Source organism: Actinosynnema sp. NPDC050436 (assembly GCF_040655415.1).
In the GTDB taxonomy this organism is placed as follows: domain Bacteria; phylum Actinomycetota; class Actinomycetes; order Mycobacteriales; family Pseudonocardiaceae; genus Actinosynnema.
This window is the reverse complement of record NZ_JBFAJV010000001.1, coordinates 608,963-624,386: the sequence shown is the minus strand read 5'-3', so window position 1 is coordinate 624,386 and position 15,424 is coordinate 608,963. Positions and strand designations below refer to the sequence as shown.

The window sequence follows — 15,424 nt, the reverse complement described above, 5'->3', positions numbered from 1 at the left end:
CTCTGGCAGGGACCACCGGCAGCGTCTGCTCACGACCGACCACGGCTCCGCCTCCCCGTCGGGAGGACGGAGCCGTGCCGCGCGACCGGTCAGGAGCGGGTGTCGAGCCACTCCCGGAAGGTGGGTCCGGCGAGCGTGGCGTGCGGACCGGGCAGGAATCCGCCCTCGGCGGCGATCTCGGCGTCGGGGATGCCGGAGCCGTCGACGGGGACGACCTCGACGCCCCGGCGGGTACCGAGGAGGCGGGCCGCCTCGGCGAGGATCTCCCGGCGGGGCCCGGCGATCTCGGGGATCGGTGTTCCCGGGGTGGGCGCGTCCTGGTCGGTGGCCAGGTCGACCAGTGCTTCGGCCACGGTGCGGCAGGCCACGAGCTGGGTGGGCAGAGCCGGGACGTGGGCGACGTCGCCCTGCTGCCAGTCCAGGAGTTGACCGACGAACTCGTGGAACTGCGCGGCGCGCAGGATGCGGACGGGGATCGGGCCGGAGAGCAGGAGTTCTTCGTGGACCTTCTTCGCGGCGATGAAGCCGGCGGTGGCCTTGTCGACGCCGATGATGGACGCCACGGCGATCCGGCCGACCCCTGCCGCACGCCCGGCCTCCTGGAGGTTGTGGGCCGATGTGCGGAAGAACTCCGTCGCCGCCTCCTGGTCGGAGGAGTGCCACGAGGCGACGTCGACGATGACCTCCACCCCGGTGAGCGCCTCGGTCAGGCCCTCGCCGGTGATGATGTCCACGCCGGTGGCCCGGGCCACCGGCACGACTTCGTGTCCTCGTTCGGTCAGGACGTCGACGACGTGGCGGCCGAGCCGCCCGGTCGCTCCGGCCACCGCGAACCTGCTCATGCTCATCGCCTTCCTCACTCGCTGTAGTTCCGGCCGGGGGGCATACCGGGGATCGGCTTGGCGATGAGCGCGGCGGGGGTGAAGAAGCCGATGTGCGCGATCGCCATGATGAGTGTCCAGAGCGCCTTGTCGTCGTAGTGGACGGATGCCCTGGCATAGAGCTCTTCGGAGACGCGTTCGCCGAGCGGGTTCGGCGTGAGGACGGCCTCCACCAGCTCCAGCGCGACCCGTTCGGCGTCGGTGAAGCAGGTGGCATCCCGCCAGGTGCAGACGGCGGTGATGCGCTCCTCTGGCTCGCCGGTCCTGCGGAGGTTTCCGGTCTCCCGGACGGTGAAGTACGTGCTGCCGAGGATCTGCCCGGCGCGCAGGTGCAACAGGCTCACCGTCGTCGGGGGCACCGCGCCGTTCTTGAGGACGTTGTGCAGGGCTTCGGCCACAGGCGCCATCTCGGGGACGAACCGGAGGGGGCTGGGCATCCTCGACCGCAGGCCGGTCGGTTTGTCTGGTGTCATGATCGGACTTCCTGGCTCGTAGGTGTTGCTTCGGTACGAGCAGGAGATCCCGGCGAACTGGCCGTTGTGACAACCCGGCGATGTGACGGGAACCACCGACCGTGGGTGTCACAGAGCGGTGCGAGCCGGGATCGTATGGGCATGGCACGGTCGCGAACGGACAGGCAAGCACCAGCGGTGGGCGAGCAAGCGCCGGGCACCGCCGGCGAGGGCCACGCGACCCACGGGGTGGACGCGCCCACCGAGGCGTTCGTGGCCCATCGCGACCTGCTGTTCACCGTCGCCTACGAGATGCTCGGCTCGGCCACCGATGCCGAAGACGTCCTCCAGGAGACTTGGCTGCGCTGGGTGGGCGTCGACCTGGCCACGGTGCTGAGCCCGCGCGCGTTCCTGGTCCGGATCACCACCCGGCAGGCGCTCAAACGGCTGCGGACGCTGGCTCGGCGCAAGGAGTCCTACGTCGGCCCGTGGCTGCCCGAACCGCTGTTGACCTCCCCGGACGTGGCCGAGGACGTCGAACTCGCCGAGAGCGTCTCGATGGCGATGCTGCTGGTGCTGGAAACCCTCGCGCCGACCGAGCGGGCGGTGTTCGTGCTGCGCGAGGTGTTCGACCTGTCCTACGACGAGATCGCGGAAGCCGTCGACAAGACCCCGGCCGCAACCCGTCAGATCGCCCACCGGGCACGGGCGCACGTCGCCGCGCGCAGACCGCGCGGCACCGGCTCCCCGGCCGAGCACCGGGCGGCGTTGGACGCCTTCCGGTCGGCGGTCGAGAACGGTGACTTGCAGGGCCTGCTCGACGTCCTGGCACCCGACGTCGTCGCCCTGAGCGATGGCGGTGGGGTCAAGCACGCCCTGCTGCGGCCCGTCGTGGGCGCGGACGAAGTGGCCCGCCTGCTGGCGGTCGGCTGGTGGAAGCGCGACGCGGACCGGTCGATCCAGCCGGTGCAGGTCAACGGCGGCCCGGCGCTGCTCATCCGCATCGGAGGGGAGATCGACGGCGTGCTGGCGGTGCGGGTCGAGAACGGCTTCGTCACCGGTGCCTACCACGTCCGCAATCCAGAGAAGTTGTCGCGCGTGGAGCGGGAGATCACTGTGAGCCGCTGATGGCGGCGACTGCCTCACTCCGTCGCCACGACCGCCGTGGCGGCACGGTGTGAAGCGCTTGCCGCACCGCATGTGACGTGAAGCAATTCACCTGCCCGAGACGCATATTTTCCGAGAACCGACGTTTAGCGTGTACGGGGTTCACCCGGAGGGCCATCGGCCCCGGATTCGTTTCCTTGGAGTTCTTGATGTTCCGCGCGCTGCGCGGCCGAAACTTCCGTCGCTGGGCTTTCGCCGACCTCGTGTCGGTGACCGGTTCGTGGATGCAGTTGATCGGCCTCAACTGGGTGGTGATGGAGCGCACCGGCTCCGCCGCCTCCGTCGGGCTCTCCGTGCTCGTCGGCACGCTGCCCGCAGTTCTGCTCGGTCCGTGGGCGGGTGCGCTCGCCGACCGGGTGCCGGTGCTCCGGGTGATCGTGGCGTGCCAGGCGTTGCACGTCCTGCTGGCCGTCGCGCTCGCCCTCGCGGTGTGGTGGCGGGAGCCGATGCAGGTGATCTTCGCGTTGACCGCCGCCGCCGGGCTGGTGTCGGTGTTCGACGGGCCGGCGCTGGCGCGGTTCGGGAGCCAGGTCGTGCCCCGGGAGGACCTGGGCAACGCGCTCGCGCTCGGTTCCGTGCTCAGCTCGACCGGCCGCATCCTCGGCATGAGCAGCGCCGCAGTGCTCGCTGCGGTGCTGGGTGCGCCGGTGTTGTTCCTGATCAACGCGGTGAGCTTCGTGGCCGTCATCGCGGCCGTGCTCACCATCCGGCGTGGTGAGCTGCACCCGTTGGCCGGCAGTCCGCGTGAGCAGGCGGGTGTGCGGGCGGGCCTGCGCTACATCGGCGGTTCCGGGCGGCTGCTGCTGCTCTTCGCGCTGGGGTTCGTGCTGTCCAGCCTGGGCCGCAACTACCAGGTCACGATGGCGGCGATGAGCGACAGCGCGTCGGGCTACGGAGTGCTGTCCACGGTGTTCGCGGTGGGCACCGTGCTGGGTGGGCTCGCGGCGTCGGCGCGGCGCACGTTGAGCGTGCGGCTGCTGCTGGTGGTGGCCGCCGTGACGAGCGTCTTGCAGGCCGCGAGTGGTCTGGTGCCGGGTGCGCTGGGGTTCGCGTTGGTGCTGGTGCCGATCGCGGCGGGCGCCGTGGTGATCGACACGACGATGAGCACCCGTCTGCAACTGGACAACGCCGACGGGATGCGCGGTCGCCTGGTGGCGGTCAACAACTCGGTCGGCGCGGCGGCGGGTGCGGTCGGTGCGCCGCTGCTGGGGTGGTTGTGCGAACGCCTCGGGGCCCCCGAAACGCTGGTGCTGGCGGGAACTCTGACCCTGATCGCCACCGTGTTCGCCGCCGTGGTGTTCTCCGCGTCGCCGCACGTGCGGACGGTACTGGCGCACCGGGTGCTCCGCCGTCGACGGACGGTGCGCGCGCCCGGCCACCCGACCCCTTCCGGCCGTCCCACGCCGGCCCGGCCCGGAGGGCGAACGCGGCGGAAGGTGCGTCCTCGCGTGCGAATGGGCCTGTGAAACGGGCGTGGCCGCCGGTGGCGCGATTGGGGCGGCGGCACAGGGGTATGTCGTGGGCAGGCTCTTCTACCTGAGAGGAACGGCTATGCACAGTACGACCACGACAGACCGGCTGCGCACCGCTCTGGGCGATGTCGGGTATCCGGCCGCTAAGGAGCAGTTGGCCGACCACGCGTCGCGCAACAACGCCGATGAGGACACCGTCCACGCACTGCGTTCCATCCCCGAAGGCGTCTACGAGTCCTTTGACGAGGTGGTCCGATCCGTGCCGGTGGACGAGGAGCGGGACGCCTGACGTCGGAAGGCGTGCGCCGTGGTGACGGTCTGCTGCTTGCCCGCCCTCGTTCACCGAGGAAGGTGATTGTCGCTGCCTGATCGGGTGGCGTGCAGTGATCGCCGTTTCGTGGCAACGGCAGGGGGTATGCCTGAGTACGTCGGGGTCGAACATCCGGTGGATGGCCACCGGCCCCGAACGCCCTCAACGTCCGACATGAACGGGAGTTCTGTTCGATGAGCACCATTACCGAGTCCGTCGACGTGAAGGCCACCGTCTCCACCGTCTACAACCAGTGGACCCAGTTCGAGTCCTTCCCCCGGTTCATGGACGGGGTGGAGGAGATCCGGCAGATCGACGACACCCACACGCACTGGAAGATCTCCGTCGCCGGGGTGACGAAGGAGTTCGACGCGACGATCACCGAGCAGCACCCGGACGAGCGGGTCGCGTGGACCTCCGACTCCGGGCCCACGCACGCGGGTGTGATCACGTTCCACCGCATCGACGACACCACCACGCGGGTGACCGCGCAGATGGACATCGACCCCGACGGTTTCGTCGAGAACGTCGCCGACAAGCTGGGCATCCTGGACCGCAAGGTCAAGGGCGACATGCAGCGGTTCAAGACTTTCATCGAGCACCGCGACGGGCAGGAGACCGGTGCGTGGCGCGGCGACGTCGCCCGCCCCGGTCAGCACTGACGGCTGACGTGACCACCGGAGGCCGCCGCGTTCGACGTGGCGGCCTCCGGTCGTGTCAGCGGTTCACGGGCTTGGCGATCCAGAGCTGGTCGGGTGTGCCGTTGCACGGGGTGAGCTCGACCCGGGCGGCCGGGCGCATCGCCGTCAGGCACGTGTCGGGGTGGACGCTGTTCTCCAGCGCGAACGAGCCTTCCGGCCGGACGCGTTTCGCCCAGGTCTGGGATTGCGCGCCGATGCAGCGGAGCATCCGGACGTCCTGGGGCTCGTAGCCCGTCAGGCAGTCGACCGCCGGTTTGACCAGCACCGTGACGTACGGGTCGGTGTCCGCGGGGAAGATCCGCCACTGCTGACCGGGTGCGCCGTTCCCGGGGCGCAGCGTGACCAGGCCGCCCGGGTCCGCCGTGAGCACCGAGGCGGGCTTGCCCACGCTCCTGATTTCCAGGTAGTCGAACGGGTCGTCGGCTGCGTGCGCGGCCGGTGCGACGAGGAGCAGGGCGGTCAAGGAGAGCAGAAGTCGGCGCATGGGTCCATTGACCCATCTCGCGGTGCCACGGACGGGCGTCGTTGCTGCGCTCGGTGGTGAAGTCGTGGTGACGCGCGGTCAGGGGCGTGTGGTCGGGGGGAAGCCGGTCCAGCGGAGGTCGGGGCGCAGGTGGCTCAGGTCGTTGACCATGACGATGGTGGGCGGCGTCCCGGGCCGGTGCTCGATGACGGTGAGCGCGGCGTTGGCGCTGTCGAGGCCGAGCCACCGGATGGGCGGGGACTGGAGGGCGTCGCGGATCAGCCAGGCGATGGGGTACGCGTGGGTGATGAGCACCTCGTGCACGTCCATGTCGCCTTCGGGTGCGGTGGCGAACCGCGCGGTGAGTGCTTGCGCGATCTTGTTCCCGGCAGCGGCTTCCTCGGGGTCGTAGCCGTCGAAGAACGGTTTCCACGGTTGCGGGATCTCTGCGACGGGCGGCACGTAGGGCACGTGGTCGATCAGTTCCGGGGCCTCGGCCACGGGTGCGCTCCCGCTGAGGAGGATGTTGAGCTGCCGCGCGCTGTCGGCTGCCCTTGGCAGTGGCGAGTGCCAGACGGCGGTGATGGGGAGGTGCGCCAGGCGCTTGCCCAGGAGTCGGGCCTGCTCGCGGCCGGTGTCGGTCAAGGTGCCGAACGCGTCGGCGTCGCCGTGCCGGGCGATGTAGAGGTGCCTGGTTGCCATGAGCGCATCGGGAGGGTGCACAGCGCGTGCGGACCTCCCGGTCTCCTTCCTCGGCGTGGTGGGGGATCAGAGGACGGTGACGGTTCCGGCTGTGCCGTCGAGGGCGATCCGGTCACCGGTCCGGATGCGGGTCGTGGCGTCCGCGACGCCCAGCACGGCGGGGATCCCGTACTCCCGGGCCACGATCGCGGCGTGGGAGAGGGAACCGCCGGTCTCGGTCACGACCCCGGAGACGATGGTGAACAGCGGTGTCCACGCGGGGTCGGTGTACCGGCAGACCACGACCTCACCGGGGCGGACAGCGCGGAAGCCCGACGGGCCGCGCACGATTCGCGCGGGTGCGGTGACGGCCCCGTGGGAACCCGGTGTTCCCCTCAACGCCGGGGAGGACGTGGCCGCCTCGGGAGCGGGGATCGCGGGGAGTGCAGCGGTGATCGGGCGCGATTGCACGATCCACACCTCACCGTCCACAACGGCCCATTCGATGTCCTGCGGGCCGTCGAGCACGGCGGCGATCCGGTGTCCCAGGTTCGCCAGGGCCGTTGTCGTGTCGTCGTCCAGGGTTCGTGCGGTCCGAGTCCGTTGTGCGACAACGCTCGTGACGACGCCGGAGTGGCCCGGGTCGGCACGGAGCTCCTTCCTGCCGATCGTGCACCCGATGGACCCGTCCGGTGCGACCTCATAACGGTCGGGGGTGACGGTTCCGCTCACGATGGCGATCCCCAGGCCCCAGGACGCCTCGATGCGGGTCGGATCGCCTGGCTGCCAGGGCGTGAACAGAACGCCCGACACCTGCGCCTGGATCACGCGCTGCACGAGAACGGCCATGCCGGCAGCGGAGTGCGGGCTGCCACCGGTCCGTTTCCGGTAGTCGGCCACTCGCGGGGCGCGGGCGGACGCCCGGCACACCGAGATCGCCTCGCACACGTCACGTGCTCCCCGAACGCCGATGACGCTCTCGTACTGGCCCGCCGCAGAAGCACCCGCCGTGTCCTCGTTGGCTGCGGACGAACGGACCGCCACCACCGGATCACCCAGCCGGTGGAGTTCCCGCGCCACGGCCGTGCGGAGTGCCTGCCCGGAGTCGGTGTGCTGTTCGCCGACGGGCACGACGAAGCCGTCAGGCACCGGGACGCCGTGGCGACGCAGCACGCCCAGCGTTGCCGCCTTGCCTCCGCAGGTCGAGCGGGTCGCGTCGGAAAGCCTCGTCAGCATCACACCGTCCATCAACAAAACATTGACAACATTATGTTGAAGGTAGCAGGGTGGGTGGCATGGAGCGCAAGCACGACCTGGACCGAGCCGGGAGCGCCGACCAGGCGAAGGGCCAACGCGAGCGCGATGCCCGGGACCGGCTCATGGCGCTGGGCGCCGACCGGCTGGAGCGGCGTCCGTGGCGGCCTGATCCGGTCCCACCGACGGCGCTGGACCTGACGCAGTACGCGCTCTGGCGGTCGGCGGACCTCGACCGCGACGAACTGCTCAGCGCCCTTGCGCTGCTGCCGGCGGCGCGGGCGGAGGTCGAGGGCGTGGAGGTCGGGCTGCTCTTCACGGCCCGGAGCGAGGGCCTGACCTGGGCGCAGATCGCGGACGCGATGGGCTTCCACTCCCCGCAGGCGTGCCAGCAGTACGTCACCCGCCTCAGCGCCAGGCAGGACAAGCAGTCATGACCCGCCGATCGACGCCGGAGCTGCTCGTCCTGCACGCGGTACGGCTCCTGGGCTTCGCGAACAGCGCCGAAATCGCCGCGCGCGCCCGAACCGACCTGGACGAGGCTCTGCGCGTCCTGCGCGGAGCGGAACGCGAGGGCTGGGTGCAGCACGTCGAGTTCGCCGACCTGGGCGGCTGGTCGCTCACCGACGCGGGCAAGGCCGAGAACGAGCGCCGACTCGCGGTCGAACGCGGCAGTGCCGACCCGGAGAACCGGATCGCGGCCGTCCACCGCGACTTCCTCCCGCTCAACGCCCGGCTGCTCCGCGCCGTCACCGACTGGCAGATCAGGCCGACCGCCGAGGAACGGTTCGCACCCAACGACCACGTCGACACGACCTGGGATGGGCGCATCCTGGCGGAACTCGCCGCCCTCGACGACGAACTCCCTCCCCTCTGCGGTCGCCTCACCGGGGTGTTGACGAGGTTCGACGGCTACGACACCCGCTTCGCGGCGGCCCTCCGCCGGGCGCGGGAGGGAGACCGCGGTTGGGTGGACAGGACGAACATCGACTCCTGCCACCGGGTGTGGTTCCAACTCCACGAAGACCTGATCGCCACGCTCGGTGTCGATCGCGGCACGGAGAGCACCGTCCCGTAGCGGAGTGGGGGAGGACACCGCCGGCACGGGCACCAGGGAGCCAGTCGTGCGTGTCGGACGGCCGTGCTCGGGTACCCGTAGAGGACCGCGCCTGCGCGACGATGCTCTGGAGGGACTCATGGTCGGCTCTTCCCACGAGCGCGGCGAGGTGGTGTTGGACGTCAGCCTGACCGGGGCCGAGACGCCTCCCCTGCGCGAGCTGCGGCAGTCGGTCCGAGGTGCCATGGCGCACCTGGAGGACGAGTGCGTGGAGGACGCCGAGCTGCTGGTGACGGAACTCGTGAGCAACGCCTACGACCACGGGCACCCGCCGATCGCCATCCGGTTGTGCTCGGTGTCGTCGGTGATGCACATCGAGGTCGAGGACGGGGACCGGGCGAACCTCCCGCAGGTGGGCGTCTCGCGGCTGGGCGGGGAACGGGGACGTGGTCTGGTGCTCGTGGACCAGCTCGCCCTCTCCTGGGGCTTCGACGCGACCGCGACCGGCAAGGTCGTGTGGGCCGACGTGAGCTGCCCCGTGTCGAATTGACGGTCCCGATGACGGATAGACCTGGAAAGGCCAGGTCGCAGCGGTGGGTGCGGACGATGCGCCACCGTGTGGGAGGGCGGGGCTCACTTGCCGGGAGCGGAACCGCCGGCAAGATGTGCACGGTGGACGTGACCGCCAGGAACAACGTGACCGTGCTCGGCCACCGGAACGAGCCGACCCTGCTGCTCGCGCACGGCTTCGGCTGTGACCAGCACCTGTGGCGGCTGGTCGTGCCGGCGCTGGCCGAGCGGTTCCGGGTCGTGCTGTTCGACCACGTCGGGTGCGGTCGGTCGGACGCGTCGACGTGGTCGGCGCAGCGGTACTCGGCGCTGGACGCCTACGCCGAGGACGTGCTGGAGATCTGCGCGGAGCTGGACCTGCGGGACGTCGTGCTGGTCGGGCACTCGGTGTCGGCGATGATCGCGGTGCTGGCGGCGAACCGCGAGCCGGACCGGTTCGCGAAGCTGGTGCTCCTGACGCCGTCCCCGTGCTACCTGGACGACGGGGACTACCGGGGCGGGTTCAGCCGCGCCGACATCGATGAGCTGCTGGAGTCGCTCGACTCGAACTACCTCGGCTGGTCGGCGACGATGGCGCCGGTGATCATGGGCAACCCGGACCGCCCCGAACTGGGCGGCGAGCTGACCGAGAGCTTCTGCCGCACCGACCCGGAGGTCGCCCGGGTGTTCGCCGAGGCGACGTTCCTGTCCGACAACCGCGCGGACCTGCCGGAGGTCTCCGTGCCGACGCTCGTGGTCCAGACCGCGCAGGACGCCATCGCGTCGCAGGAGGTCGGCCGGTTCGTCCACGACCGGATCGCCGGCAGCGAGCTGGTGACGCTGGACGCGACGGGGCACTGCCCTCAGCTGAGCGCTCCCGAAGCGACCGCTGCGGCGATCCTGGCGTTCGCCGGCGCCCGATGATGTCCGGGGTGGAGGACGCGAGGGGCGCCGACGACGACAACGGCGTCGGCGCGTCGTTCTCCGCCCTGCTGGAGGACAGCGTCGAAGACCTGTACGAGAACGCCCCGTGCGGCTACCTCTCCACGTTGATGGACGGCACCATCGCCAAGGTCAACGGGACCCTGCTCGGCTGGCTGGGGCTGCGGCGTGACGAGCTGGTCGGCAGGCGGAGCTTCGGCGACCTGCTGACGGTCGGCGGCCGGATCTACTACGAGACCCACATCGGGCCGATGCTGGCGATGCACGGCGAGGCCGGCGGTCTCGCGCTGGAGCTGAAGGCCGCCGGCGGGACGCGGCTGCCGGTGCTGGTGACGTCGAAGGTGAAGAAGGGCGACGACGGTGCCGCGCAGCTGATCCGCACCACGATCTTCGACGCCCGCGACCGCCGCGCGTACGAACGCGAGTTGTTGCGCGCACGCCGGGAGTCCGATGCCGGACGTGACCGGGCGCGGCGGCTCGCGTCCACGCTGCAACGGACCCTGTTGCCGCCCGTGCTGATGACCGTGCCGGGGATGGAGGTGGCCGCCTACTACCACCCGGCCTCGGTCGACGAGGTGGGTGGCGACTTCTACGACCTGTTCCCCCTCACCGGTGACACCTGGGGCTTCTTCCTCGGTGACGTCTCCGGCAAGGGCGCGGAGGCCGCCGTGGTGACGTCGCTGGCGCGGTACACCCTCCGCGCCGCCTCGGTGTACGACGCCGAACCGGTCGGGGTGCTGGACAACCTGAACACGGTGCTGCTCCAGCAGTACAGCGGCGGCGGCACCCGCTTCTGCACGGTCATCTACGGCTCGCTCGTCCCCGACCACACGGGTTGCGCGATCACCCTGGTCAGCGGCGGGCACCCGCCGGCGGTCGTGATCCGCGCCGACGGTGCGGCGGAGTTCCTGCACACCGAGGGCGGGATGCTCGTCGGTGCCGTCCCCGGCGCGAAGTTCACCGAGGTCTCGGTGCGCCTCGCGGCGGGCGACACCCTGCTGCTCTACAGCGACGGCCTCACCGAAGCCCGCCCGGCCGGCACCGGCGGCGAGCGCTACAGCGAGGAGGAGCTGCTCGACTTCCTCGCGGAGTCGCGGGCGGGCACCGCGTCCGAGGTCATCGACGCGTTGACGGCGCTGCTCACCGGTTTCGGCGACGGTGTGGAGGACGACACGGCGCTGCTCGCCCTGAGCATCCCCGCGTCCCGCGACCACGGCGGTGTGGTGCGAACGACCGACACGACCGGTCCACCGCTCGACTAGCGTGGTGGCCGCGAGATCGACTGTCGAGAACAACCCTGTCCGGCTCCGCACTGACGACCCCGCCGTCCCGGGTCGCAACCGCCACTGTGGACAGCCGAGTCGAGAGAAAGCCGAATGACCGGAGACAACACCCCAGAGGCAGTCGCCGAGATCGACCGCCTCGACGCGGCGGTCAGAGCAGCGCCCGCAGGAGACCTGGCGGCGCAGATCGCGCTGTGGCGGCAGACGACCGCGCTGGAGCGCTGGTTCTTCCTCGCGCGGGGCTCGGCCGACCAGCCCCGCCCCTATGCCGTGGCCGCCGAGCAGGGACCGATGATCTGCCTCTACAGCAGCGCCGCACGGGCGGGTGAAGCCGCACGCACCCTCGGGCTGGCCGACGCGGCACCGTTGTTCAGCGTGCCGACGCCCGCTGCGATCGACTACGTCGCCTCGTTCAGCGCGGCCGGCGTGTTCGGTGTGACGCTGGACCACCCTCGGCTCGGTCACCACATCCCGCTGGCGAACCTGGCCCTGCTCAAGGGCTGGGTCGAAGGAGCCGGGCGGTGAGCGGTGCCGACCAGGGGGACGGCTTCGTCGAGGTGATCGCGCGCGAGGTGGAGGCCGACCCCGGCAACCTGGCTCTGCGCGAGGACTTCGTCACGCTGCTGCTGGGGCAGGACCCGGAGCGCGCCGCCGCCGAACTGGGGGCGTTCGAGGCCCTCGGTGGTGACCCGGCGCGGGTGCGCCTGCTGCGCGCCCGATTGATGGCGGCGCGCTTGCGCACGTCGAACCCGCTGCCGCCCGCCGAGACCACGCCCCCGGCCGCGTCGTCCGCCCCGACAGCACGGTCGGGAAGGAGCGGGCCGATTCCCGCTCCGTCCTCCGAGGACCGTCAGGACGGCGGTGCTGCGGCGTCGCTGTGGGACACCGAACGCCCGGCGGTGACGCTGGCCGACGTCGCGGGCCTGGCCGAGGTCAAGCGGCACCTGGACACCGCGTTCCTGGCTCCGCTGCGCAACCCCGAGCTGGCGGCGGCGTTCGGGCAGAAGCCGGGCGGGTCCCTGCTGATGTACGGACCACCCGGCTGCGGCAAGACGTTCATCGCCCGCGCGATCGCCGGCGACCTCGGAGCGTCCTTCCTCCACGTGACCCTCGCCGACCTGCTCGGCAAGTGGATCGGGGAGAGCGAGAAGGCGATCCAGAGCGTGTTCCGCAACGCCCGCGCGGCAGCGCCGTGCGTGATCTTCTTCGACGAGTTCGACGCCCTCGGCGGACGGCGGACCTCCGGTGGCGGCGGCTCGCAGGCGATGCGGATGCTCGTCACGCAGTTGCTGGAGGAGCTGGACGGCGTGGCCGGCGTGAACGACGGGGTCTACTTCCTGGCCGCCACGAACCGGCCGTGGGACATCGACTCCGCGCTGCGCCGACCGGGCCGGATCGACAAGACGGTGCTGGTGCTGCCGCCGGACGCGGTCGCCAGGGCGGCCATCGTCCAGGGCGCGTTGGCGGGCAAGCCCGCTGACGGGGTGGACGTGGTCGCCGTCGCGGTGGCCACGGAGGGGTTCTCCGGTGCCGACCTCGCGCACCTGACGACCACCGTGCTGCAACAGGCCATGGTCGAGTCTATGAGCAGCGGTGCGCTGGTGCCGGTGACCACGGACGCGGTGCTGGCCGCTGTCGGCGGCATCGTCCCGTCCACGACGTCCTGGTTCGACCAGGTGGCACCGGTGCTGGAGTACGGGGTCGACGACGGCACCTTCGACCAGCTCCGGACGTACCGGGTCAAGCGGGGGATGCGGTGAGCCACGCCGGCCGCGCGACCGCCGACGACGCCGTGGAGCGGACCCTGGACCTGGCCTGGGAGCTGTTCGAAGCGCAGCCGACGCACCCCAAGGTGGCCGAGTTGGCGTTGCAGGTGCTCGCGGCGCAGCCGGAGCGCAGCAGCGTGTCGCTGCTGCTCGCCAACCACCGCGAGGTTTGCGGCGAGACCGGTGAGGCCCGGCGCCTCTACCTCCAGGTGGCCGGTCGCCGCGACCACCAGTTCGTCAACGCGGCCCGGGCCCTCCGGCACCTGGCGTTGGCCGAGCACGATCACCCCGAAGCGCTGCACTGGGCGCGCACCGTGCTGGGCGAGGAGCACGACGAGTGGGACGACTGGATGGAGCTGGGCTTCGCCCAAGCGCTCTGCGGGGAGCACGAGGACGGGTGGCGCCAACTCGACGACGCGGTGGCACTGTGCTCCCGGACGGCCCCGGACGAACTCCCCACCGCGCTCGGCAAGCGCGCGGCGCACCTGCTGGGGACCTTCGCGCCGCCCGACCGGTTCGTCCCCACGGCCGAGGACGCCATCCGGGCCGATGCGGCCAACCACTGGGTCGCCGTGATGCTCGGCTGGTCCTACCTGGTGCAGTACCGGTTCGCCGACGCCGAACAGCTCGGTCTGCGACTGCTGCGCGAGAACCCGACGGAAGAACTGCTGCACGGGCTGGTGGGCACGGCTCGGACGATGCTGCGGATCGTCGAGAACGCCCACGCCAAGGACATCACGATGGAGGACATCCGCCGCACCGGGGTGATCGAGCTGGGGTGGCGCCAACTGCGTGACCGGATGCTCGGCACCGACCTGGTGTCCGCGCTGGCGGCGTTGGACGACGTGATGCCCGCCGACCTGCGTGCCGCGCTGCGCCCGGGTGTTTCGCTCGCCGACGTGCCCGACAGCGACAAGCTCGGCTCCGCCGTCGCTGAGGACCTGGTGGTCTGGCGCGACGGCCAGCAGCCCGGCTCCGGCAGCGTCTGGGGCCTGGCCGAGCCGTTCCGCCTGATGTCGGCGACCGAGATCATCGCCCTGTGCACCGAGATCGAGGCCGACCCGGAGGGGCACCCCGACTGGCCGGAGAACGAGGTGGGGGAGCAGGTGATGACCGACGACGCCGGGGCGTACCTGGTCGTCGTCGCGTTCGGGGCGGTGGTCACGCGCCGACCCGGGCGACCCGACGAGCCCGTCGCCGAGTCGATGGCCGACTGGGTCTGGGACCGGGTGGTCGACTTCGGTGGCCCGGACCCGCGACCGGCACGCCGGGTCGCGGCGTCGACACCGCAGCGCCCGACGGGTTAGGCCACTTCGGCGTACCGGTGCAGGAGTCGCGCCAGGTCGGCGTGGGTGCCCCTGGTGCGCAGGCGCGGTGGTTCGGTGCGGCGGGGGCCTGCGGTCCGCAGGTCCTGCACGAAGCGCGCCACGCGGTGCGGCGGCGGTAGGACGTCGGGTCCGCCGAGGTGGTCGACGACGAGCAGGTCTTCGCCGGAGTGCGTCTCGATCGCCGCCGACCAGCCGTGCTCCTCGTGCCAGAGCAGGGCCAGGTCGCGGTGCGGGTGGGTGGGCAGCCGGGTGTCCAGGGCGAGGTAGGCCGAGACCGGCGAGTCCTGGTCGACCGTGCAGCTCTCCAGGCCCACCCCGAGTGCGGCGGCGACGTCGCCGACGTAGCGGTGCAGGGCGTGGACGGCCGCGTGCTGGTCGGTGGGCGGGGCGAGGGCGACGGTCACCGGTGGATGCCTTCCGGGGAGTGCGGGAGGACGCGGTGCGCCCGTCCCGGGGTGCGGGGGATCGCCGGGAGCGGCGGCGGTGGCCACCGCTCCCGGTACCGGGGGAGGGGGTCCGGGCGTCGACCCGCGCTGCCGATGTCGGCGCTGCGGGATTCGGCGCTGCGGGGTCGACGCGGCGGGGGTCGGCCGGACGGCCACCTCAGCTGTTGATCTCCTTGCGCTGGTCGCGCGGTGGGCTCGCCACGGCGATGCGCCGGGGCTTGGCCTTCTCCGCGACCGGGATGCGCAGCGTCAGCACGCCGGCCTCGTAGTCGGCCGTGATGTGGTCGGTGTCCAGGTTGTCGCCCAGGAACAACTGCCGGGAGAACACCCCGAGCGGGCGTTCGGACACCTGCACCTGCACCTGCTCGGCGGACGGCAGGGGACGGCGCTCGGCCTTCACGGTCAGCACGTTGCGCTCGACGTCCAGCTCGATGGCGTCCGGGTCGATGCCGGGCAGGTCGAAGCAGACCACGAACTCGTCACCCGCGCGGTAGGCGTCCATGGGCATGGCGGCGGGCTTCGACCAGGTCCCCGCCACCGTCCCGAGCAACTGCTGGGTCAGGCGGTCCAGATCGCGGAACGGGTCGGTGCGCATCAACATCGGTGGTGCCTCCTCCTCGTGGATCGGGGTCTCGTCAACACGCCCCACTGTTGTAGCATGTCGTCCAGAGG

General features: G+C 71.3%; 19 protein-coding genes. 12 read left to right on the top strand and 7 right to left on the bottom strand.

Annotated elements, in window-relative coordinates; all coding sequences use genetic code 11:
- Positions 1-89 precede the first annotated feature (89 nt).
- Both AB0I60_RS02615 and AB0I60_RS02610 read right to left on the bottom strand, forming a co-directional pair.
- Complete coding sequence (locus AB0I60_RS02615; RefSeq protein ID WP_360725408.1) at positions 90-842, bottom strand: NAD(P)H-binding protein; 753 nt, start codon at positions 840-842, stop codon at positions 90-92.
- Positions 843-856: 14 nt separating this feature from the next.
- Positions 857-1,354: a carboxymuconolactone decarboxylase family protein gene (locus tag AB0I60_RS02610; protein WP_360725406.1), complete on the bottom strand. Its 498-nt coding sequence runs from the start codon at positions 1,352-1,354 to the stop codon at positions 857-859.
- A gap of 177 nt (positions 1,355-1,531) precedes the next feature.
- On the opposite strand from AB0I60_RS02610, the gene AB0I60_RS02605 reads away from it, so the two are divergent.
- The 4 genes from AB0I60_RS02605 (at position 1,532) to AB0I60_RS02590 (ending at position 4,944) form a co-directional block, all read left to right on the top strand.
- A complete protein-coding gene (locus tag AB0I60_RS02605; protein WP_360725404.1) occupies positions 1,532-2,461 on the top strand; it encodes an RNA polymerase sigma-70 factor in 930 nt (309 codons plus the stop codon).
- Positions 2,462-2,649: 188 nt separating this feature from the next.
- A complete protein-coding gene (locus AB0I60_RS02600; RefSeq protein ID WP_360725402.1) occupies positions 2,650-3,966 on the top strand; it encodes an MFS transporter in 1,317 nt (438 codons plus the stop codon).
- Positions 3,967-4,051: 85 nt separating this feature from the next.
- Positions 4,052-4,261 carry a DUF2795 domain-containing protein gene (locus AB0I60_RS02595; RefSeq protein ID WP_360725400.1) on the top strand — a complete coding sequence of 70 codons (210 nt, stop codon included), beginning with the start codon at positions 4,052-4,054 and terminating at the stop codon, positions 4,259-4,261.
- 215 nt (positions 4,262-4,476) lie between these two features.
- Complete coding sequence (locus AB0I60_RS02590; RefSeq protein WP_360725398.1) at positions 4,477-4,944, top strand: SRPBCC family protein; 468 nt, start codon at positions 4,477-4,479, stop codon at positions 4,942-4,944.
- Between the two features lie 55 nt (positions 4,945-4,999).
- Here AB0I60_RS02590 and AB0I60_RS02585 read toward each other — a convergent pair whose 3' ends face one another.
- The 3 genes from AB0I60_RS02585 to AB0I60_RS02575 form a co-directional block, all read right to left on the bottom strand.
- On the bottom strand, positions 5,000-5,467 hold the full coding sequence (locus AB0I60_RS02585) for an RICIN domain-containing protein (protein WP_360725396.1): 468 nt from the start codon (positions 5,465-5,467) through the stop codon (positions 5,000-5,002).
- 78 nt (positions 5,468-5,545) lie between these two features.
- Positions 5,546-6,148 carry a histidine phosphatase family protein gene (locus AB0I60_RS02580; RefSeq protein WP_360725394.1) on the bottom strand — a complete coding sequence of 201 codons (603 nt, stop codon included), beginning with the start codon at positions 6,146-6,148 and terminating at the stop codon, positions 5,546-5,548.
- Between the two features lie 66 nt (positions 6,149-6,214).
- Positions 6,215-7,363, bottom strand: a complete 1,149-nt coding sequence (locus AB0I60_RS02575) for a PEP/pyruvate-binding domain-containing protein (RefSeq protein ID WP_360725392.1) — start codon at positions 7,361-7,363, stop codon at positions 6,215-6,217.
- 59 nt (positions 7,364-7,422) lie between these two features.
- On the opposite strand from AB0I60_RS02575, the gene AB0I60_RS02570 reads away from it, so the two are divergent.
- The 8 genes from AB0I60_RS02570 (at position 7,423) to AB0I60_RS02535 (ending at position 14,285) form a co-directional block, all read left to right on the top strand.
- A complete protein-coding gene (locus AB0I60_RS02570; protein WP_360725390.1) occupies positions 7,423-7,818 on the top strand; it encodes a DNA-binding protein in 396 nt (131 codons plus the stop codon).
- The gene (locus tag AB0I60_RS02565; RefSeq protein WP_360725388.1) at positions 7,815-8,459 is read left to right on the top strand and encodes a transcriptional regulator; all 645 of its coding nucleotides are present in this window, start codon (positions 7,815-7,817) and stop codon (positions 8,457-8,459) included. The genes AB0I60_RS02570 and AB0I60_RS02565 overlap by 4 nt, the downstream gene beginning before the upstream one ends.
- Positions 8,460-8,577: 118 nt before the next feature.
- Complete coding sequence (locus AB0I60_RS02560; protein ID WP_360725386.1) at positions 8,578-8,988, top strand: ATP-binding protein; 411 nt, start codon at positions 8,578-8,580, stop codon at positions 8,986-8,988.
- Between the two features lie 113 nt (positions 8,989-9,101).
- Positions 9,102-9,911 (top strand): alpha/beta hydrolase, encoded by an 810-nt coding sequence (locus AB0I60_RS02555; RefSeq protein ID WP_360725384.1) that lies wholly within the window; start codon positions 9,102-9,104, stop codon positions 9,909-9,911.
- On the top strand, positions 9,911-11,191 hold the full coding sequence (locus tag AB0I60_RS02550) for a SpoIIE family protein phosphatase (RefSeq protein ID WP_360725747.1): 1,281 nt from the start codon (positions 9,911-9,913) through the stop codon (positions 11,189-11,191). The genes AB0I60_RS02555 and AB0I60_RS02550 overlap by 1 nt, the downstream gene beginning before the upstream one ends.
- A gap of 114 nt (positions 11,192-11,305) precedes the next feature.
- On the top strand, positions 11,306-11,737 hold the full coding sequence (locus AB0I60_RS02545) for a hypothetical protein (RefSeq protein WP_360725382.1): 432 nt from the start codon (positions 11,306-11,308) through the stop codon (positions 11,735-11,737).
- On the top strand, positions 11,734-12,972 hold the full coding sequence (locus tag AB0I60_RS02540; protein ID WP_360725380.1) for an ATP-binding protein: 1,239 nt from the start codon (positions 11,734-11,736) through the stop codon (positions 12,970-12,972). Before AB0I60_RS02545 ends, AB0I60_RS02540 begins: the two co-directional genes overlap by 4 nt.
- Positions 12,969-14,285 (top strand): tetratricopeptide repeat protein, encoded by a 1,317-nt coding sequence (locus AB0I60_RS02535; protein ID WP_360725378.1) that lies wholly within the window; start codon positions 12,969-12,971, stop codon positions 14,283-14,285. Before AB0I60_RS02540 ends, AB0I60_RS02535 begins: the two co-directional genes overlap by 4 nt.
- On the opposite strand, the gene AB0I60_RS02530 is transcribed toward AB0I60_RS02535, so the two are convergent.
- Positions 14,282-14,710: a DUF6292 family protein gene (locus AB0I60_RS02530; protein WP_360725377.1), complete on the bottom strand. Its 429-nt coding sequence runs from the start codon at positions 14,708-14,710 to the stop codon at positions 14,282-14,284. The two genes, AB0I60_RS02535 and AB0I60_RS02530, sit on opposite strands and share 4 nt — an antisense overlap.
- 199 nt (positions 14,711-14,909) lie before the next feature.
- A complete protein-coding gene (locus AB0I60_RS02525; protein WP_360725746.1) occupies positions 14,910-15,353 on the bottom strand; it encodes an Hsp20/alpha crystallin family protein in 444 nt (147 codons plus the stop codon).
- Positions 15,354-15,424 lie beyond the last annotated feature (71 nt).